This is a genomic window from Methanobrevibacter acididurans (genome assembly GCF_046197875.1).
GTDB classification, from domain to species: Archaea; Methanobacteriota; Methanobacteria; order Methanobacteriales; family Methanobacteriaceae; genus Methanobrevibacter_A; species Methanobrevibacter_A acididurans.
Genome location: NZ_CP166991.1, coordinates 270166 through 289278, shown reverse-complemented (window position 1 = coordinate 289278; position 19113 = coordinate 270166). Strand labels below are relative to the sequence as shown.

The 19113-nt window shown below is 28.5% G+C and carries 18 protein-coding genes; 7 read left to right on the top strand and 11 right to left on the bottom strand.

The genetic code is table 11. The features are described from left to right. Entirely contained in the window at nucleotides 1–462 is a 462-nt protein-coding gene (locus ACA135_RS01375; protein ID WP_409198530.1) for a GyrI-like domain-containing protein, read from the top strand. A gap of 27 nt (nucleotides 463–489) precedes the next feature. Then, nucleotides 490–717 carry a hypothetical protein gene (locus tag ACA135_RS01370; RefSeq protein ID WP_409198529.1) on the top strand — a complete coding sequence of 76 codons (228 nt, stop codon included), beginning with the start codon at nucleotides 490–492 and terminating at the stop codon, nucleotides 715–717. Between the two features lie 121 nt (nucleotides 718–838). Here the strand turns inward: ACA135_RS01370 and ACA135_RS01365 are convergent, their stop codons facing one another. The 8 genes from ACA135_RS01365 to ACA135_RS01330 form a co-directional block, all read right to left on the bottom strand. Then, on the bottom strand, nucleotides 839–1861 hold the full coding sequence (locus ACA135_RS01365) for a multidrug transporter (RefSeq protein WP_409198528.1): 1023 nt from the start codon (nucleotides 1859–1861) through the stop codon (nucleotides 839–841). Nucleotides 1862–2198: 337 nt separating this feature from the next. Next, nucleotides 2199–2720, bottom strand: a complete 522-nt coding sequence (locus ACA135_RS01360; RefSeq protein WP_409198527.1) for a resolvase — start codon at nucleotides 2718–2720, stop codon at nucleotides 2199–2201. 19 nt (nucleotides 2721–2739) lie between these two features. Further along, a complete protein-coding gene (locus ACA135_RS01355; protein ID WP_409198526.1) occupies nucleotides 2740–4308 on the bottom strand; it encodes a DUF530 domain-containing protein in 1569 nt (522 codons plus the stop codon). A gap of 182 nt (nucleotides 4309–4490) precedes the next feature. Then, on the bottom strand, nucleotides 4491–6488 hold the full coding sequence (metG, locus tag ACA135_RS01350; protein WP_409198525.1) for a methionine--tRNA ligase: 1998 nt from the start codon (nucleotides 6486–6488) through the stop codon (nucleotides 4491–4493). 819 nt (nucleotides 6489–7307) lie between these two features. Next, nucleotides 7308–7529 carry a hypothetical protein gene (locus ACA135_RS01345; RefSeq protein WP_409198524.1) on the bottom strand — a complete coding sequence of 74 codons (222 nt, stop codon included), beginning with the start codon at nucleotides 7527–7529 and terminating at the stop codon, nucleotides 7308–7310. 34 nt (nucleotides 7530–7563) lie between these two features. After that, a complete protein-coding gene (gene rpiA / locus ACA135_RS01340) occupies nucleotides 7564–8229 on the bottom strand; it encodes a ribose-5-phosphate isomerase RpiA (RefSeq protein WP_409198523.1) in 666 nt (221 codons plus the stop codon). Between the two features lie 90 nt (nucleotides 8230–8319). Further along, nucleotides 8320–8754 carry a UPF0179 family protein gene (locus ACA135_RS01335; RefSeq protein WP_409198522.1) on the bottom strand — a complete coding sequence of 145 codons (435 nt, stop codon included), beginning with the start codon at nucleotides 8752–8754 and terminating at the stop codon, nucleotides 8320–8322. Then, on the bottom strand, nucleotides 8754–9794 hold the full coding sequence (locus ACA135_RS01330) for an NAD(P)-dependent glycerol-1-phosphate dehydrogenase (RefSeq protein ID WP_409198521.1): 1041 nt from the start codon (nucleotides 9792–9794) through the stop codon (nucleotides 8754–8756). Before ACA135_RS01330 ends, ACA135_RS01335 begins: the two co-directional genes overlap by 1 nt. Before the next feature lie 190 nt (nucleotides 9795–9984). Here ACA135_RS01330 and proS point away from each other — a divergent pair, with 190 nt between their 5' ends. The 3 genes from proS to thiD are packed head-to-tail and all read left to right on the top strand — an operon-like array spanning nucleotide 9985 to nucleotide 12879. Continuing rightward, entirely contained in the window at nucleotides 9985–11391 is a 1407-nt protein-coding gene (gene proS / locus ACA135_RS01325; protein ID WP_409198520.1) for a proline--tRNA ligase, read from the top strand. A gap of 45 nt (nucleotides 11392–11436) precedes the next feature. Then, a complete protein-coding gene (cofC, locus tag ACA135_RS01320) occupies nucleotides 11437–12108 on the top strand; it encodes a 2-phospho-L-lactate guanylyltransferase (RefSeq protein ID WP_409198519.1) in 672 nt (223 codons plus the stop codon). Nucleotides 12109–12114: 6 nt separating this feature from the next. Continuing rightward, complete coding sequence (gene thiD / locus ACA135_RS01315; protein ID WP_409198518.1) at nucleotides 12115–12879, top strand: bifunctional hydroxymethylpyrimidine kinase/phosphomethylpyrimidine kinase; 765 nt, start codon at nucleotides 12115–12117, stop codon at nucleotides 12877–12879. A 58-nt stretch (nucleotides 12880–12937) separates the two neighbouring features. On the opposite strand, the gene ACA135_RS01310 is transcribed toward thiD, so the two are convergent. From ACA135_RS01310 to hypD, 3 genes are read right to left on the bottom strand one after another with little or no spacing between them, the layout of a single operon-like run. Beyond that, entirely contained in the window at nucleotides 12938–14242 is a 1305-nt protein-coding gene (locus ACA135_RS01310; RefSeq protein ID WP_409198517.1) for a TldD/PmbA family protein, read from the bottom strand. 46 nt (nucleotides 14243–14288) lie between these two features. After that, nucleotides 14289–14990, bottom strand: a complete 702-nt coding sequence (locus ACA135_RS01305; RefSeq protein WP_409198516.1) for a phosphoglycolate phosphatase — start codon at nucleotides 14988–14990, stop codon at nucleotides 14289–14291. A 32-nt stretch (nucleotides 14991–15022) separates the two neighbouring features. Then, a complete protein-coding gene (gene hypD, locus ACA135_RS01300; protein WP_409198515.1) occupies nucleotides 15023–16075 on the bottom strand; it encodes a hydrogenase formation protein HypD in 1053 nt (350 codons plus the stop codon). Nucleotides 16076–16343: 268 nt separating this feature from the next. Between hypD and ACA135_RS01295 the strand changes: the two genes are divergently transcribed. Beyond that, entirely contained in the window at nucleotides 16344–18023 is a 1680-nt protein-coding gene (locus tag ACA135_RS01295) for a cytidylyltransferase domain-containing protein (protein ID WP_409198514.1), read from the top strand. Beyond that, a complete protein-coding gene (locus ACA135_RS01290) occupies nucleotides 18020–19072 on the top strand; it encodes an N-acetylneuraminate synthase family protein (RefSeq protein ID WP_409198513.1) in 1053 nt (350 codons plus the stop codon). The genes ACA135_RS01295 and ACA135_RS01290 overlap by 4 nt, the downstream gene beginning before the upstream one ends. Nucleotides 19073–19113 lie beyond the last annotated feature (41 nt).

Below are 19113 nucleotides of genomic sequence, written 5' to 3'. Positions count from 1 at the left end.
ATGAATGTTCAAGAAAAAATTGTACCTGATCATAAAATTGCTGTTATGAAACATAAAGGACCTTTAAGTGATATGGAAGTGATGATTTCTAAGTTAACTGGATGGGTTGAAGATAAAGAGATTAAAACTATTGGAGATTATTTTGTTATATTTTATCGAATGCCTGATAGAGTTAAAGAGGATGATGTTGTTTATGATTTAGGTGTTCCTATTTCTGATGATGAAGTGGATAAAACTCCTGAAATAGATATTGCGGATATGGTTGAACACACTGTTCTTTCAGGTATTCATCAAGGGTCTCGTGATAATATTCGGGAAAGTTATGATGAAATGATTGAATTTGCTGAGTTAAATCATTATGATATTATTGGTTCACCTAAAGAAATATTTTTAAATAGTCCTTTTGAAGTTGAAGAAAAGGATTGTTTAAGAGAAATACAATTACCTGTTATTAAAATGTAAAATATTAACTAAAGATGAGGAATTTTTATGAATGTACCTTATAGTGAAAAAGAACAAGATAAAAAGGTAGATAGGATTTATAAAAAACTTACAGAAACTTCATCTAAAAAGGTATCTCATTCTTCTAAGGATATTTATGATTTAATTGATAAATTTAATTTGAAAAATGATAATGTTCTTAAGAAAAGAGAAAAAGAAGAAGATGCTAAAATTGATGAAATTTATGAAAAGTTAAGAATTCGTGCTAAGAATTGATTTTAACTTATATTTTTTTCATTAATTATTTTTTTTAAAAATAATTTTATGTGTAAGTGTGTACACATATAATTATGTATATACATTTAATTTATTAAATAAAAAAAATATAAAAAAAATTTTAAATATGATAGAATAAATCTTTAAAACTTAAAAATTGAGCCATTAAATGATTATCTAAAACACCAGGCATCAATACAGCAATAATAATACCAACAAGACCGAAAAAGATTCCAATACCCCAAATCATTTTAACAGCAGTCTTCTCATCAACAGGCTTTCTTAAAACAAAACGAATCAAAGACTTGAAACCTTGATCTGGACTGAAAAGAGTACCATCAGATGAAACCTGAGTAGGCTTTTGATCTGCACGATTCATAACACCAGCACTATAAAATTTCAATGCCGCATCAATAATATTCGGTAATAATATAATAAAAGCAATGAACTTTAATCTTCCAATAAATGCAATAGCTGCAATAGCTGCACCAATAATTAATGTACCAGTATCCCCTGGGAAAACCTTAGCCGGATGCTTATTAAAGTATAAAAATGCAATTAAAGGACCTAACATACTCATACTTATTATAGCAACATCATACTTACCTAATACAATACAAGAAATAGTAAGAGAAACCATTGCAATTACTCCTAAACCAGATTCAATACCATTTAAACCAGCAAGCATATTAGTTAAATTAGAACAAATACTAACTGCAATAGGAATACAAATAATATAGAAAAATCCAACATTAGGCGGAGCAGCCCAAATTAAAGGAATACCTGCAAAAAAGAGCAATATTAACTTCTCATAAGATGAAAGCATTATTAAATCATCAACCATACCAATAATACCTACAAGTAGAATAACCAATAATACAATAATTAATTGAAATGTAAGTGTAGAAAATAAATAAACACCACAAAACATACCAATAATAAAACCAAATAATATTCCTAAACCACCCATCTCTGCAACAATAGGCTTTAAAGATTTATGAATATCTTTACCTACAATATGAGCATTTTCCAAACGATGAATAAGATGAGGCATAACAAACCAAGTAACTGCAAATGATACAATACCACAAACCAATGCAATTAAAACTAAAGGCAGATGTGGAGGTGTTAAAACTGAAATCATGAACTTTTATTTCTCCATTTAAATTTTTTTTAATAAAAAACATTACTTAATTAAAGTAAAAATTAATCTTATTATATTATTATTAATATTAAAAATTATCCATTTAAATTTTTTTTAAAAAAAGGGATTATGGAAAAAATAATAAAACTAAAAAAGAAATTAAAAGAATATATGGATGTTTTAAGTAGTATAATTGTGAAAATAATAGATTTTTATATTTAATTCTTATTTATAAAAAAGTATTATGTGGATTTTATCACTAAACATTAACATTAAAAAGAAATATTAAAGAAAAATGTATTTAATCAAATTTTAGTAAAAAAAATGTAAGAATAAGTTATTTATCATTTAAAATATTATAAACAGATCTAAGAGGAATATTAAAGTCTTTTGATATGTTCTTTGGTTTTTCACCGTTTTTAACTAAATTTTTAATCTTTAAACGTAATTTATCATCATATTTTCTTTTATAGAAATTATAATCTTTTTTAGAATCGTTTGAATATTTTGATCTGAAGTAATATACCCTATTTAAAGGAATATTGAACTGTTCACTAATACTTTTAGGTGAATTTCCTTCTTTTAAAGAGTTTAATACTTTATCTATATCTTCTTGAGGGTGTACTCGTTTTCTTCCCCAATTATATTCTACTTCCACTTTTATGTCTAATGATTTTAATGCTTCAAGATATTTTGGGGAAATATTATCATATAAACTCTGTGAACATGTTATTCTTCTAAGACTAGGATAATTATCCATTAATTCTATTATTTTTTCTGAAGTTAATGGATGAGTAATATGTATTTGCCACGCATTAATATCTAAGTCTGTTGAATTTTTTTGATCCTCATTAATCATTGAATTTTAACCCTTTTTTTTAATTTTTTATCATTTCTAAAAACTTTTTTGATTTTTTACTTCTAGGTCTTTTACTGTTTTCTAAGTTTTTGATTTCTTTTTCTACACGTTTTTGAGATACAGTGAATACTCTAGCTGATTCTTTTATTGGAATATCTGAGTTGGTACTTATCATTGCTGCACCTAGTGCTGTGTAATCTAATTTTATATTAGAATTTTTTATTTGTTTTTCTAAATTGAATTTTTTGTAAAGTAAAAGATCCATGTCTGGTACTGGTATGATTTTCTCATTTTCCATTTCTTGTAATATTTTGATTGTTTTGTTTGAATATCTTTGGAAAATTTTTCTTTGTTGTCTGTCAATATCTCCTCTGATGTATGGGAATGGTCCTCCATATCTTTTTCTTTTATCATTGGAGGTTGTTATGTAATATTTGAAGATATCCCATCTTATTAGTGTTGGAGCTATTTCTGAGAATATTGTTTGTTCTATTTGGTCTCTTTTTTTAATATCGCTTTTTAATGTTCTGTCTAAGTGACCGAATTTATCCATTAATCCTATATCTTGTAATATTTCACTTACTTTATTGTTTCTCCATTCTTCTAATGTGTCAAGTTCTTCGATAAAGTTTGGGTTGTCTAATTTAACATCTTTAACTACTTCGTCATAGATTTGTAAGTGTTCTAAGTTTCTAATATTATTTTCTAGGATTGCTTGTTTGTGTTTTTTAACTATGGTTTCTGAATGTTTCACGTAAGCTATTGCTAGAGCGGTTCTTGTATGTTTATCATTTATTATTGTTGGTCTTGATCTATGGAAGTCTAATCTTTCTATTCGGAAGTTTCTTCCATAAATTCTTCGAAGTTCTTCTTCATAGCTATCTACGAATTCAGAATCTAGGGATACTCTTTTTGTTATCCATCTATTGTTTTCTTTTACTGAAATTACAGGAGATACATTTGTTATTACTGTTTTTCTTTTAGTTTTAAGTAAATTTAAAACTTTTTTAAGTGAATCTCTTCCCCATTCAGATAGTTCACTCATTAATACCATGTAGTTACCAGATAATGGTAAATGTGGTATTATTTCTAGCCTGTAGACTCCAGATTCGTCTACATCAAATTCAAAGTTTTCACTACCACAGTCACATTTTATATTTGGATTATTGAAGTTTGTTGGTCTGTAACTTTTTCCACAGTCTTTACATTTAAATTGACCATAGGATTCAAGATTTCCCATTGCTATTTTATGTGAGTCTATTGCGGCTTTAACTCGATCTAAAATGTTTCGTTTTGCTGTTGCTTTTAATCTGAAGTGTTGGTTATGACGGTTTATTTCAGATATTTCATCAAATCCAACATCTGATGTGGAGGAAACTCCATAACGGTTTAATGATCTAAATGGTGCTGTGTAACCATTTGCATCCATTTTTTCTTTTAAATCTTGTAAGGTGTTTAATCTTTCTTGAAACCTGAAGTAGACTGTTTTAAACTCTTCAATGTTGTTAATGTGTTTTATGTCAATTTTTTCTTTATCTATTTTATTTAAATACTTTTCAGCATTTGTTATGAGCATGGATTCATCCATTTTATTACTCACCTGTGAGGCTAATTTTTCATAAAAAGACTAAATAAAGTTGGGGGTTAGGGGGAAGTTTTTTAATTTAATTCTATCTTTTAATTTTAAATATTTTTTTTATTTAAAGTTTTTTTTATACGCCGAATATTTTTCAATTTTAAATGGGATAGAATTAATTTTAAAAATTTTTCTTATTGTATTTCTTCACCTACATTTACTGGTTCTTCAGGTACGAGTAGTGCTGCACTTTCACCTGATGCTAAAAGCATTCCTTGGGATTCTACACCAAATAGTTTTGCAGGTTCTAAGTTTACTAGTACTGTTACTTTTTTATCTATTAATTCTTCTGGACTGTATCTTTTAGCTAATCCTGCAACTATTTGTAATGTTTTGTCTCCAACATTTACTTGTAATTTTAATAATTTATTAGATTTTTCAATTTTTTCTGCTTCTTTTATTTGTCCAATTCTTATTTCTACTTTATCAAAGTAATCTATACTGATTTTTTCACTCATTTTCTTTTCTCCATTATCTGTGCTTTTTTCTAAGTTTTTGTATAATTTTTCTTTTTCTGCTTTGATTGTTGAATCTTCTATTTTTTGGAATAGTGGTTTTGGTTTGTTAATTTCATGACCTATTGGGAGGTATTCTGTTGCTTTATCCCAAGTATCATTATCTGTGATGTTTACTATTTTTGCTATTTTATCTGCAGTTTTTGGGATGTATGGTTTTGTTAATGTTGCAAAGCTTTTTGCTAATTGATCACATAAGTATACTGTGTTTGCTGCTTTTTGTGGATTTTCTTTTATTGCTTTCCAAGGTTCTTGGTCATTAAAGTATTTGTTAGCTGCTTTAGCTACTTTGAAAACTTCAACTAATCCTTCTCTGAATTTAAAATCGTTTATGTAATCTTTTTCTGTTTCAGGTAATTGTTTTATTAATTTTTCAAATTCAATGTCTTCTTGGCTTGGATTTTTGTATTCTGGTACTTTTCCATCGAAGAATTTGTGGGTGAATGTGAAAGTTCTGTGTAAGAAGTTTCCAAGTACATCTGCAAGTTCATCGTTTACTCTTCTTTGGAAATCATCCCAACTAAAATCTGTGTCTTTGTTTAGTGGTGCGTTGATTGTTAAGTAGTATCTTAGTAAGTCTGAGTCGAAGTCACGTACAAAATCAGATACCCATATTACCCAATTTTTACTTGTACTCATTTTTTTACCTTCAAGGGATAGGAATTCTCCGGCAAATATGTTGTCTGGTAATTTACAACCATAACCTGATAGTAATGCTGGCCAGAATAGTGCGTGATGGTAGATGATATCTTTACCAATGAAATGTATTGCTGTATCATTCCAGTAGTCTTCCCATGGTTTTCCTGTTTTTCTTGACCATTGTGCTGCTGATGATATGTATCCAAGGAATGCTTCTCCCCAAACATATATTACTTTTCCTTCAGCATCTTTTAATGGGACAGGTATACCCCATTTCATATCTCTTGTCATTATCCAATCGTCTAAACCTTCTTTTAACCAGTTTAGTGCATAGTTTCTTACATTTGAGGGTAATTTTTTATTGTTTTCTATGTATTCTTCTATGTCGTCTTCGAAGTTACTGAGTTTGTAGAAGTATTGTTTACTTGTTTTTATAACTGGTGTGTGTCCACAGGTTAAACATTGTGGTTCTTTGAGTTCAGTTGGTTCTAAGTGTCTTCCACAACTTTCACAGTGGTCTCCTCTTGCCCCTTCTGCCCCACATACTGGACATGTTCCTTCAACGTATCGGTCAGGTAAGAATTTATGACAATTTTCACAGTATAATTGTTCTATAGTGTGTTCATATATTAATCCTTTGTTGTATAGGTTTAAAAAGAAGTTTTGACTGATTTCATAGTGTAATTTATCTGTTGTACGTGTGAAACTGTCTAATGTGATGTCGCAAGATTTTACATCTTCAACTATCATATCATGATATCTTTTAGCTATTTCTATAGGTTTTTTTCCTTCATTTTCTGCTTGTACAGCGATTGGTGTCCCATGTTCATCAGTTGCACAGACAAATAATACTTCGTTTCCTTGCATTCTATTACATCTTGCATAGATGTCTGCAGGAATGTAAGTTGATCTTAAATGTCCTAAATGGCAAGGTCCATTTGCGTAGGGTAATGCACATGAAATAAAAATTTTTGACATTTTATCCGTTTTCCTCCAAAAAAGTTTTATTGTTTATTAGTATAATGTGATAAAAATTAATTTTATAAAATTTACATTATAGTTTTAGTTTTGTTTAATATTAGTAATATATTTGTTTATATATTATTACTATAATATTTTTTTAATGTTGGAGTTAAGTTATTTTAGAAATAGTATAAAAATTTAAAAATAAGAGGATTTTTTATTAAAGTTATATTGAAACCTTTTTACGTGTTTTATATTCGTTTTTTCCAAATAGAATTAATTTTGGGTAAATAAATGAGTTCTTGTTAAATGGAGTTTAAGAAAAAACGATTCATTAGACTACATTTTATTGAATTTTTCTTTTAAGGTAATTTTTTTAGGTTTATATAACTTTAATAAAAAGCTTATTTTCTTATATTTTAATTAATAATAATAGCTGAGCGTGAAAATTTTTTTTAAATAACATATTATTGGAATAGTAAATAAATATTTTTTTTAATTAATAGTTATATCATCGTTATTATAACTTGCCAAAACTTTTATTCCTAACCAAAAAAGCCGAATACTTTTTTATAAAAATTTTAGAGTTTAATATTCCTTAACTATTAATTAAAAATTATATTTTATTTTTTAATAGTAGTTTAATTTTATTTGTGAGTAGTTATTAAAAATCTTTTTATTATTAATTATTTTTTTAATCCTTTTATCTGAATTAAAAAATTTTATATAAAAATATAAGCATTATGTAATATAATTTTTTTAGTATATAAATATTTCTATAAAAAATGTGAAAAAAAGAAAAATATCTTCTAAATAAAATAAAAAAAATAGTTTTTAGTATTGTTTTCTATTAATCCAAGCTTGATAAAAGATAAAAATACCAATTATTAATAATATTATTTGTGGAAAAATACTGAAAAATACATATGGAATCAATGCTAACTTAGCTAAAATCCATAAAACTGCATAAATAATTATAGCTATACCCATTAAAATTAAAAACATGTTTAACATCTTTCTAAATTCATAAGGTATATTAAGTCCAGGAATTGGCATGAAAAATCACACTCCATTTAATAAAATTTAATATTTATAATTCTTTTAAACCATTTTTAGTTCCAAAAATTACTTTATCTACCATTTCAGTAAATATACCATTTTCAACAACACCTGGAATAGTGTTAAGCTCAATTTCCATATCAACAGGACTGTCAATTGTAGGGAATTTAGCATCAATAATGAAATTTCCATTATCAGTTATTACAGGTCCATCCTTTTGAACACCCATTCTTATAACTGGTTCTGCACCCATATCGGTTAAAGCACTTATTACAGGTTGTGTTGCTTCTTTAATAACTTCAACTGGAACTGGGAATGCTCCAAGTTTTTCAACCTCTTTAGATTCATCTGCAATTATAACTAATTCTTTTGCAGAGTAATCCACAATTTTTTCAAGTGTATGAGCTGCTCCTCCACCTTTTACAAGATTTTTTTGAGGATCCACTTCATCAGCACCATCAACAGCTAAATCTATACTGTATTCATTTAATGTTGTGCATGGTATATTCCATTTTTTTGCAAGTAAAAATGATTGATAACTTGTAGGGATTCCGAATAGTTCTAATTCTTCTTCTTTAACTCTTTGTCCTACTTTTTCTATAAAATAATGAGTTGTTGAACCGGTTCCAAGACCTAAAACTTGACCATCTTTTACTAATTCTGCTGCAGCATATCCTGCATTTAATTTAAGGTTCATAGTTTTTCTTCCACCTTTATTAATTTTTTTTGTTTAATATTTAATTTTTATACAGATAAATATTATTTAAATTTATATAATATTATTTTTTTAGAATCTAGCTAATATCTTCTTTAAAGATAAACCCATTTGACAATCATCTGGTGATTCTCTTAAGTCTTTTGCTATTGATACTTTATCTTCAGAAATTAAACCATCAGGGAAACATAAATGATGATATTTACAATCTTTAATTGTGCATATTGGTTTTTCATAGTTGAAATATGATCCTTCAAATACTTTTTTGGAATCTAATAACATTTCAATATCTGCTAGTTCTACTTCTATAGGTACTACCTTTTCTTCTGCATGAATTGGGCATTTAAGTTCTGAGTCTTTGACTTCGGTTATAGTGTATTTTCTTCCAACTTTTAATGAACCTATACATGTTGTTTCGAATCTACATGTTTCGCATTCATCAGCAGGTCCTTGAAATATGAAACTTGTTCCTTTTTTCGCTAATTCTTTACCTATTAATGTTATCATTAAATCACCCCTGTACTTGTTGCTAGTTGTTCTGCTGCTTCTCTAGATAATCCTCTATCTCCAAGTATAGTGTATCTGTCTCTTATTGTATGTGCTATTGTTAAAGCTTCTATTATTTCTTCAGGACTTACCCCTAATTCTTTTGCTGTAGTTGGTGCTTTAACTTTTTGTAATGAGTCACGTATACATTTCCAGTCCCCACCATGTAGGTTCATCATCATTATAGTTCCTACTCCACATTGTTCTCCGTGAAGTGCTGGTTTTTCTGCTATTTTATCTAATGCATGTGAGAAAAGGTGTTCTGATCCACTTGCAGGACGGGATGTGTTTGCTATACTTATAGCAACTCCTGTACTGAATAATGCTTTTGCAATTAGTCTTGTACTTTTTTCTAATCCTGGTTTTATTTGATCAGCACCTTGAGTTATTAGTTTTGCAGTCATTTGTGATAGGGATGATGCGGATTCACTGTAACTAACATTTTGTAATCTTTTAGCTAGTTTCCAGTCTAGTACTGCTGTGTAATTTGCTATTACATCGGCACATCCTGATGCTAAAAGACGGTAAGGAGAATTTCTTATAATATCAGTATCAGCAACTACTGCCATTGGAGATTGTGCTTTAATTGACACACTGCCTTTATCACTTTTTATTGATGCTAAAGGGGATGTTATTCCATCATGTGATGCTGTAGTTGGAACGGATAAAAAGTAGGTTCCAGTATTTGCTGAGGACATTTTAGCAACATCAATGATTTTACCTCCACCTACTCCAAGTATTACTTGAGCTTTACCTATTTTTTCTTCTACCTGATTCACACTTTCTTGAGTGGCTGAATCTACTTTAACTACTTCAACACTGAAATCTGCATTTTCTAAACTATCAATAACTTGTTTACCTGCAATTTTATAGGTATGGGGTCCACAAACCATTAATGCATCATTATAAAACCTTAAATCATTACATATTGTTCCTGTATTATCAATTAAACCTGGACCAATATGTACTTCACGAGGTAATTGAATTTTTTTAGTTACCATGACAAAAATATTCTCCTTATAATTTATTTATCATTCAATAATATTCTATATTTAATAGATTAAAAAAAGTTTTGGTATTTTATAATATTTTTTGGATATTTACTAAGAAAATTTAAATTTTTTGGATAAGATATATAAAATTTAAAAAACAATAAAATATTAATTGTTAAATTATTATTAGGTGATAAATTTGGAAAACTTTAGTGAATGGTTCCACAATATTTTAGAAGAAGCAAATATAACTGATGCTAGATATCCAATTAAAGGTATGAGTGTTTGGTTACCATACGGATATCAAATAAGAAAACACATGTTAAAAGTTTATAGTGAATTACTCGATAAAGATCATGAAGAAGTATTATTCCCTTTATTAATTCCTGAAACTGAATTAGCTAAAGAAGGAAGACATGTAAAAGGATTTGAAGATGAAGTTTATTGGGTAACTCAAGGTGGTAAAAAACCATTAAATGAAAAGTTAGCTTTACGTCCTACAAGTGAAAGTAGTATTTATCCAATGTTATCTTTATGGGTTAGATCCCATATTGACTTACCAATGAGATATTATCAAGTTGTTAACACTTTCAGATATGAAACTAAGCATACTCGTCCTATGATTCGAGTTCGTGAAATAACTACTTTTGCAGAAGCACATACAGTACATTCTAGTTCTGAAGAAGCAGAAGAACAAGTTAAAATAGGTATTGAAATTTATAAGAAACTTTTCAATGAACTTGGAATTCCTTATACTATTACTAAAAGACCTATTTGGGATAAATTCCCTGGTGCAGATTATACTATGGCTTTTGACACATTATTACCTGATGGAAAAGCTTTACAAATTGGAACTGTACATAATCTTGGTCAAACATTTGCAAAAACTTATGATATAACCTTTGAGAATAAAGAAGGAGAACATGAATATGCTTATCAAACCTGTTATGGTATTAGTGATAGAGTAATAGCTGCAATTATTGGAATTCATGGCGATGATAAAGGATTAGTTTTACCTCCAAAAATATCACCTAAACAAGTTACTATAATTCCTATATTATTTAAAAAAGGAAAAGAAGAAGTTTTAAACAAGTGTAATGAAATTAAAGAAAGTTTAGAAAATGCTGGTATACGTGTAAGAATTGATAGTAGAGATATTAGACCTGGTAAGAAATTTTATGAATGGGAATTAAAAGGAACACCAATTAGATTAGAACTTGGTCCAAGAGATTTAGAGAATAATAAAACTGTTCTTGTAAGAAGAGATAATCTTGAAAAGGTAGAACTTAGTCTTAAAGAGGACATTGTTTCACCAGTTAAAAATGCTTTAAATGATATTGATGGTTTATTAAGAGAAAATGCTTGGGATTCATTTAAGGATAATATTAAATCAGTTGAGGATGTTAATGAGATAAGTAGCCTTATTGAAAATGGCAATATGGTTAGTTTCCCATGGTGTGGAGATGAAGACTGTGGAAAAGCTATTGAAGAGTTAACTGATATTGATTTACTTGGAACTTATAAGGAAGATATTGAAACTGATGATGTTTGTGCTCATTGTGGTAAACCTGCTAAACATATTGCTTTAATAGCTAAAACTTATTAAATTATTATAAAAAAATTTTTAAAATTTTTAGGAGTATTGATAGTTGTGGATAAGATTTATGCAATAATACCTGTAAGTAAATTCACTGATGCTAAAACACGATTGTCTCCATTTTTATCTAGTGAAGAAAGAGAAGACTTGTTAAAAGCTATGTTAAAAGATGTTACAGGCACTCTTAAAAGGTTAGTTGATAAAATTATTATTATTAGTCGAGACCGTGAAGTATTAGATTATGCTAAAAAGTTAAAAGTTGATACTTTAGTTGAAAATGAGGATAGTAATTTGAATAAAGCTCTTAATCAGGCTATGACTTATTGTAGAGGTAAAACTCGAAAAGTGTTAATTATACCTTCTGATGTTCCTCTTATTGGTAAAACTAATATTAAATTAATTATTAAGCAAGCAAGCAAGCTTGATTTTCTTATTGTACCTTCTAAAGGTGGGGGAACTAATGCTCTTATTATTAAGCCTTGTGGGATTAATATGGAATTTGGAGAGTTTAGTTTTCAAAAACATGTTGAAAATGCAGAGGCTAAAGGATTTTCCCCATTAGTTCATGATTCTTTTTATATGGCTTTAGATGTTAATACAACTGAAGATTTAGGGGAAATTATGATTCATGGTAAAGGTACTGATACTAAAAAGTATTTAGAGTCTTTAAATATTAGTGTTGAAAGTATTCATGGTCATGAAAGACTAAAAGTAACACGAGATTAATTATTTATGATTGGTATTACAATTGCAGGCTTAGATCCTTCTGGTGGGGCTGGAATATTAACTGATGTTAAAACATTAGCCAGTTATAATATTCACCCTACAAGTGTTGTAACTGCATTAACTGCTCAAAATCCATCTAAAGTATATTCTGTTAAACCAATTAGTGTGGATTTTATTAATGAACAATTTGATTCTGTTTTAAGTGAATATGATATTGGTTATGGTAAAACTGGTTTATTATATTCTAAGGACATTATTAAAGCTGTCTCTAAAAAGGTCATAGAATATGATTTAAAAATTGTAGTTGATCCTGTAATGGTTGCTAGTGCTGGTGATAAGTTAAGTGAAAATAATATTTGTAAAGCTTTTAAAAAATATTTACTTCCTCGATGTATACTTACTACTCCAAATGTTTCTGAGGCAGAACAATTAAGTGGAATTGAGATTAAATCTAAAGAGGATGCCATTGAAGCTGCTTATAAGATTGGTGATTATTGTAATGTAATCATTACTGGTGGTCATTTAAATGGAGTTAATACTTTTTATAATGGGGAAGTTAAAGTTTTTAATCAAGAATTAATTGAGAGTGATAATACTCATGGTTCTGGTTGTACCTTTTCAGCAGCTATTGTTGCTAATTTGATTAAAAATAATGATATGGATTTATTTAAATCTATTAATGAAGCTATGGATTTTACATTTAATTCTATTTTAAATGGAAGGTATAAAACCTTGAATCCTAATTTTTTATCTAAAAAAATAAGTAAGTAGTTAAATGAGAATTAAATTATTCTCATTGAAAATTTTTTAATATTGAATTTCTTTTTTTTTAACCAATTACTCTTAAATTATGTAATAAGATTTTTGGAAGGATAAATGATCCATATTGTTTAATTTGTGAATCTATTGCTTCACAATTTTTAAATGTTTCAAAAACATTTCCAGATATCATTGCTTTTTTAATTGGTTTGGTGATTTCCCCATTTTCAATTAAAAATCCATTGTTTACTTCTACACTGAAATCTCCACTTATTGGATTTGCAGTATGTGCTCCTAGTAGGTCTGTTGCAATTATTCCATTATCTATTTCATCAATTTTTGTCATTTTATTAAAATCTAATATTATGTTTGATGAACTTACCCCCGGTGTTGAGGAGTAGGATCCTCTAAAACCATTACCTGTACTTTTTATATTAGCTTTGTTTGCTGTGTACATATCATATATAAATCCTTTAAGAACTCCATCTTTTACTAGTTCTGTTTTTTGTGATGGTGTTCCTTCTCCATCAAATTTACAACTAGATAAACCTGCATCAATAGTTCCATCATCATATATGGATAAGTTTTCACTAACGATTGATTCACCTACTTTGTCTTTAAGTATTGATCTTCCTCTTTGAACATTATCTGCATTGAATCCACTCATGAAAGTGTTTAATAATCCAGTTGCTGCATTATAATCTAGGACTACTTCTTTATCTCCAGTATCTATGTTTTCCCCACCAACTGAATCCATGGCTAGTTGAGATACTTTTTCTGCTAATTCTTCCCCATTAAAGTCATAGTTACATGAGGATATTGAGTCATATGCACTTGAAAATTCATCTTTTTTAAAAGCGTTTACTGCAATGTATGCTCCAAAACCAGTGCCTTTTTCAGATGCATTTACCCCGTTAGAGTTTAAGATTATTTCTTCACCGGATCCTCTTGAAAATCCTCCACTTGTTGGTTTACATCCTTTTTCTTCTACTGTGCTTAGTATGTTTTCCATAAATGAAGTCATTTCATCTAATTCTAATTCTTCATTTTTCTTATCATAATTATTTTTTATTGTTGGATAGGATGATTTTTCTGCAAATGCAAAGTTTGAATCTTCTTGGTTTAATTTCGCATTAGAATATGCTTTTTCTGCTGTTTCTGATATTTTATTCATATCTGATGTGAATGCAAAACCTAATTTATTGTCTTGTATTACTCTTATACCTAGTCCTAAGTTAATTTCTTGTTTTGCAAAGCTTAAATCTGATTTTTGTGCATCTAACTCTAAGAGTTTTGAGTTTTCAGCAAATATTTCGTATTCATCACAGTATTTGCTAATGTTTCTTTCTGCTTCTTCTATTATTTGATTTAACATTGTATTTTTTATCCCCTGATAAATTGAATTATTTTATTATTTTTTTTTAATCATTGAATATGAATTTTTCTACAGCTTCCATTACCCCATCACCGTTGGGTTTCTTGCAAACATAGTCGGCTTTTTCTTTTAGATTTGAACTAGCATTTGCTACTGCTATTTTTATCCCAACATGGTCTAGGAAGTCTAAGTCGTTTTCACTGTCTCCTATTCCCATTATGTTGTCAGGGTTAATTTTTAAAATCTTTGCTAATTTTTCTAATGTGATTCCTTTGTTAATGTTTTGATCTGTTATGTGTAAGGCAAATCCACTATCGTAGACTTTAACATTCCAATCTTTTAATATTTCTCGTATTATGTCTGCATTCATTGTTCTGTAAAATGCTACTTCAGATAGTCTGCAGTATTGGTCATCTACTATTTTTAATTGATGTTCTTTTGTTAAGTTTTCTTTTAGGTAATTGTAAGCTTTATCTATATATTTTTTATCTGCGAATACTATTGTTTCATTGTTTTTATATCCTTCTTTAAACATTACTCCACCATTTTCACCTACTACTCCTCCTGTTGTACCTATGGAAGTTGTTAATGCATAAGTGTATACTGCTGTATTTCCAGTTACTAATATTACTGGTATTCCACTGTTTTCAACTTTTCTTATTGTTTTGATTGCATTTATAGATAGTAATCTTTGTGAGTCTGTGATGGTTCCGTCAATATCTAATGCTAAAGCTTTTATTTTTTTCATTGTTTTATATCCTTTTTATGGAATATGTATTTTTAATTTTTTGGAGTGTATCTGTGTGCTATGTTACAGGTTCCTTCTTTACTTACCATACATGCTCCTATTGGGTGCATTGGATTGCAGGATTTTCCGAATAATTTACAATCTGTTGGCCTTTTTAATCCCCGAAGTATTGGTCCACATATACAACCTTTTGGTGCTTCTTTCACATCTTTTACTTCTATATCGTATATGTCTCTTGCATTGTATTGGGTGAATTCATCTTTTAATTCAAGAACACTATTTGGCATTTTTGGAAATCCTCTCCATTCTCTACTTTTTACTGTGAATACTTCATCCATTGCTTTTTGAGCTACTATGTTTCCTTCTTCTCTTACTGCTCTTTTGTATTCATTATCTACATGAGGGTCATCATTTTTGATTTGTCTAAGAATTAGGTAAACTGCCATGAGAATGTCTAATGGGTTGAATCCTGCTGTTGCTTGCGGTATTCCATATTTTGTTGAGAAATGATCGAATGGTTTGGTTCCTATTATTGTGCAAACATGCCCTGGTTCGATTAGTGCATTTAAATTTGTTTCTCCTGAGGATATTAGGAAGTCTAATGCAGGTGGTATTAATCTGTGGCATGATAGGATTGAGAAGTTTTCAGGTGGTTCGTTTAGTATTGTTGATGCTGTTGTTGGTGCAGTTGTTTCGAATCCTGCTGCAATGAAAACTACTTTTTTTTCTGGATTTTTTTCTGCTAGTTCTACTGCATTGTTTATTCCATAAACTACTCTTACATCTGCACCTTTTGATTTTGCATCTGCTAGTGATTGGTTGGATCCTGGAACTCTTAGCATGTCTCCAAATGTTGTGATTGTTACATCTCGATTTACAAGTGATAGTGCTTCATCTATTTCTCTTGATGGAACTACACATACTGGGCATCCTGGTCCTGCAACAATTTCTACTTCTTCAGGTAATAGTGATCTTATCCCATTTTCCATTATGGCATGTTCATGTGATCCGCAAACGTGCATTATTCTTACAGGTACAGCAATATCATTTATTCTGCTAACTAATTCTTTAGATAAATTTTTCATTTTGTTTTACACCGTTTTTTTATTTATTATTTTTTTTGATAATTAGATAGTAATTAATATTTTTATAATTCTTAATGTAATTTCTGTTTGTTTAAATAAATATTTAAAATTTTAGTTAAAACTAAATATATTTAATTTTTAAAAGATTTTTATCCTTTTTTTAAAAAAAATATAAATATTCTATGGTTATATATTTATGAATATAATGAATTTATATGAAAAGTAATTATTTTTTAAAATTTAAAAAAGGGAAAAGGTTTTCTTAAAGATGTATAAGGATAATAAAATTTTAGTGGTTATTCCTGCAAGAGGAGGTTCTAAAGGTATTCCTCGTAAAAATATTCGTATGATGAATGATAAACCTTTAATTGCACATACTATTAACCATGCTAATTCTTCTGAGTATATTGATAATGTTGTTGTTAGTACTGATGATGATGAGATTAAATTTATTGCTGAGAAGTTTGGTGCTGATGTTATTAAACGTTCTAAAGAGTTAGCAGAAGATAATGTGCCTTTAGATCCTGTTATTTATGATGCTACAATTAAACAAGAAGAAAAGTTTAATACTGTTTATGATTTTGTTATAACTCTTCAACCTACTTCTCCTCTTTTAAAAACCAGTACCTTGAATAAGGCTATTGAAAAGCTTTGTGAGGGTAATGATACTGTTATTAGTGTTGTTGATGATAGGCATTTAAGTTGGGGTTATGATACTGAAGATGATAAATTTTATCCTTTATATAGTAAAAGGGTTAATCGTCAGTATTTACCTAAACAATACCGTGAAACTGGCTCTATTTTTGCAACAAAAAGAGAATTCCTTAAAGAAGATTCACGATTAGGTGAAAAAATTGATTTAATACCTGTAAGTCCTCATGAAAGTATTGATATTGATAATTATGAGGATTGGTGGGTTGCAGAACGTCTTTTAATGAAAAAACGTATTCTTATTAAGACTGATGCTTCTCATGAAATTGGCACAGGCCACATTTACCGTGGCTTAGCTATTGCATCTAAATTAGTGAATCATGATGTTATGTTCTTATTAAATGAGAATAAAGAAATTGGGATTAATATAATTAAAAATTATAATTACCCATACATTACACATAAAGAAGATAATATTCTAGGTAAAATTAAGGAGTATGAACCGGATATTGTAGTAAATGATATTTTAAACACATCATCTAGTTATATTAAAAGTTTAAAAGATGAAGATTATTTTGTTCTTAATTTTGAGGATTTAGGAGGTGGAGTGAAATATGCTGATGTAGTTTGTGATGCATTATATGAGCATAAGATACCTCTTAAAAATTTATACAGTGGTCATCTTTATTATATTTTAAAGGATGAATTCTATTATCAACCTTATAAAGAAATCCATCCAAGTGTGAAAGAGATTTTATTAACATTTGGAGGAACAGATCCAAATGATTTAACTAAAAAAACTTTAAATTCTATTTTAAAAAGTGATTTTAAAGGTAATGTTAAAGTTATTCTTGGACTTGGGTATATGGATAAAAAAGGAATTGAAAAAGAGTTCCAAGATTATAATAACATTGAAATCTTTGAAGATGTTAAAAATATTAGTGAATATATGATTTCAGCAGACATTATTTTCACTTCAGCAGGTAGAACAATGTATGAAATAGCTTCTATTGGAGTTCCATGTGTTTGTCTTTGTCAAAATCAACGAGAATTAACCCACATTTTTGGTAATGTGGAAAATGGTTTTATTAATTTAGGATTAGGTAGTGAAGTTAAGGAAACTGATTTAATTAAAACTATTAATGATATTATTTATAATTATGATTTACGACTGGAAATGAGTAATCGTATGAAAAATGTTGATGTTAGACATGGTTTTGAAAACTTAATGAAAATTGTTAAACCGAAATATTTAGAATTTGAAAAAGAAAAGAAAGGGAGAAATGTTAAACAATGAGCATATTCAATAAAGAACCATTTTTAATTGCAGAAATTGGTGTTAACTATTATGACATAGCTAAAAAGATGAATATTAGTAATATGGATGCTGCAAAATTAATGGTTAAGGAAGCTAAAGATTCTGGTTGTGGAGCTGTTAAATTTCAAAGTTATAAAGCGAATACAATTGCTTCAAAGAATTCTCCAGCTTATTGGGATTTAAATGAAGAACCAACAACTTCCCAATATGAATTGTTTAAAAAGTTTGATCAATTCGGTAGTGAGGAATACCATGAAATTGCCAAGTATTGTGATAGTATTGGTATAATGTTTCTTTCAACCCCTTTTGATTTTGAATCTGTTGAATATTTAGATGAATTTATGAGTGTTTATAAGATAAGTTCATCTGATTTAACAAATATTCCATTTATTAAGGTTATTGCTCGTAAAAACAAACCTATTATTATTTCTACTGGGGCTTCAACTACTAAAGAGATTTCAGAAGCTATTCGAGCTATTGAAGATGAAGATAATAGGGATATTGGTATTATGCATTGTGTTTTATCTTACCCTACAGATTATGAGGATGCTAATTTATTAATGATTAAAAATCTTAAAAATCTTTATCCTGAGTATGATATTGGTTATTCAGATCATACTAAACCTGATGATGAAATGTTAGTTCTCACTACTGCTTATTTAAATGGTGCTAAAATTATTGAAAAGCATTTCACATTAGATAAAACTTTAAAAGGTAATGATCATTATCATGCTATGGATCCATCTGATGTTAAGAAGTTTTTTAAAAATATTGAATTTATTAGAAGTATTAATGGTCAATATGATAAGGTTCCACTTGATTGTGAAGGTGCTGCTCGAATTCAGGCTCGTAGATCTATAGTTGCTAAGCGTGATATGGATGTTGGTGAAATTATTGATGTTAATGATTTAACATTTAAACGTCCAGGTAGTGGTATTTCACCTAGTAAGATTGATTTAGTTTTAGGTAGGGAAGTTAAAGTACGTATTTGTGAAGATGATTTATTAGATTTTAATATGTTTAAATAGAATTTTTATGAAAAAAATATTAATTATTTTGTAGAAGGATT

What these genes read in the sequence shown, in the direction of transcription:
- ACA135_RS01375 (WP_409198530.1), top strand. Translation starts at nt 1, where the DNA reads ATGAATGTTCAAGAAAAAATTGTACCTGATCATAAAATTGCTGTTATG.
- ACA135_RS01370 (WP_409198529.1), top strand. Translation starts at nt 490, where the DNA reads ATGAATGTACCTTATAGTGAAAAAGAACAAGATAAAAAGGTAGATAGG.
- ACA135_RS01365 (WP_409198528.1), bottom strand. Translation starts at nt 1,861, where the DNA reads ATGATTTCAGTTTTAACACCTCCACATCTGCCTTTAGTTTTAATTGCA.
- ACA135_RS01360 (WP_409198527.1), bottom strand. Translation starts at nt 2,720, where the DNA reads ATGATTAATGAGGATCAAAAAAATTCAACAGACTTAGATATTAATGCG.
- ACA135_RS01355 (WP_409198526.1), bottom strand. Translation starts at nt 4,308, where the DNA reads ATGGATGAATCCATGCTCATAACAAATGCTGAAAAGTATTTAAATAAA.
- metG (WP_409198525.1), bottom strand. Translation starts at nt 6,488, where the DNA reads ATGTCAAAAATTTTTATTTCATGTGCATTACCCTACGCAAATGGACCT.
- ACA135_RS01345 (WP_409198524.1), bottom strand. Translation starts at nt 7,529, where the DNA reads ATGCCAATTCCTGGACTTAATATACCTTATGAATTTAGAAAGATGTTA.
- rpiA (WP_409198523.1), bottom strand. Translation starts at nt 8,229, where the DNA reads ATGAACCTTAAATTAAATGCAGGATATGCTGCAGCAGAATTAGTAAAA.
- ACA135_RS01335 (WP_409198522.1), bottom strand. Translation starts at nt 8,754, where the DNA reads ATGATAACATTAATAGGTAAAGAATTAGCGAAAAAAGGAACAAGTTTC.
- ACA135_RS01330 (WP_409198521.1), bottom strand. Translation starts at nt 9,794, where the DNA reads ATGGTAACTAAAAAAATTCAATTACCTCGTGAAGTACATATTGGTCCA.
- thiD (WP_409198518.1), top strand. Translation starts at nt 12,115, where the DNA reads ATGATTGGTATTACAATTGCAGGCTTAGATCCTTCTGGTGGGGCTGGA.
- ACA135_RS01310 (WP_409198517.1), bottom strand. Translation starts at nt 14,242, where the DNA reads ATGTTAAATCAAATAATAGAAGAAGCAGAAAGAAACATTAGCAAATAC.
- ACA135_RS01305 (WP_409198516.1), bottom strand. Translation starts at nt 14,990, where the DNA reads ATGAAAAAAATAAAAGCTTTAGCATTAGATATTGACGGAACCATCACA.
- hypD (WP_409198515.1), bottom strand. Translation starts at nt 16,075, where the DNA reads ATGAAAAATTTATCTAAAGAATTAGTTAGCAGAATAAATGATATTGCT.
- ACA135_RS01295 (WP_409198514.1), top strand. Translation starts at nt 16,344, where the DNA reads ATGTATAAGGATAATAAAATTTTAGTGGTTATTCCTGCAAGAGGAGGT.
- ACA135_RS01290 (WP_409198513.1), top strand. Translation starts at nt 18,020, where the DNA reads ATGAGCATATTCAATAAAGAACCATTTTTAATTGCAGAAATTGGTGTT.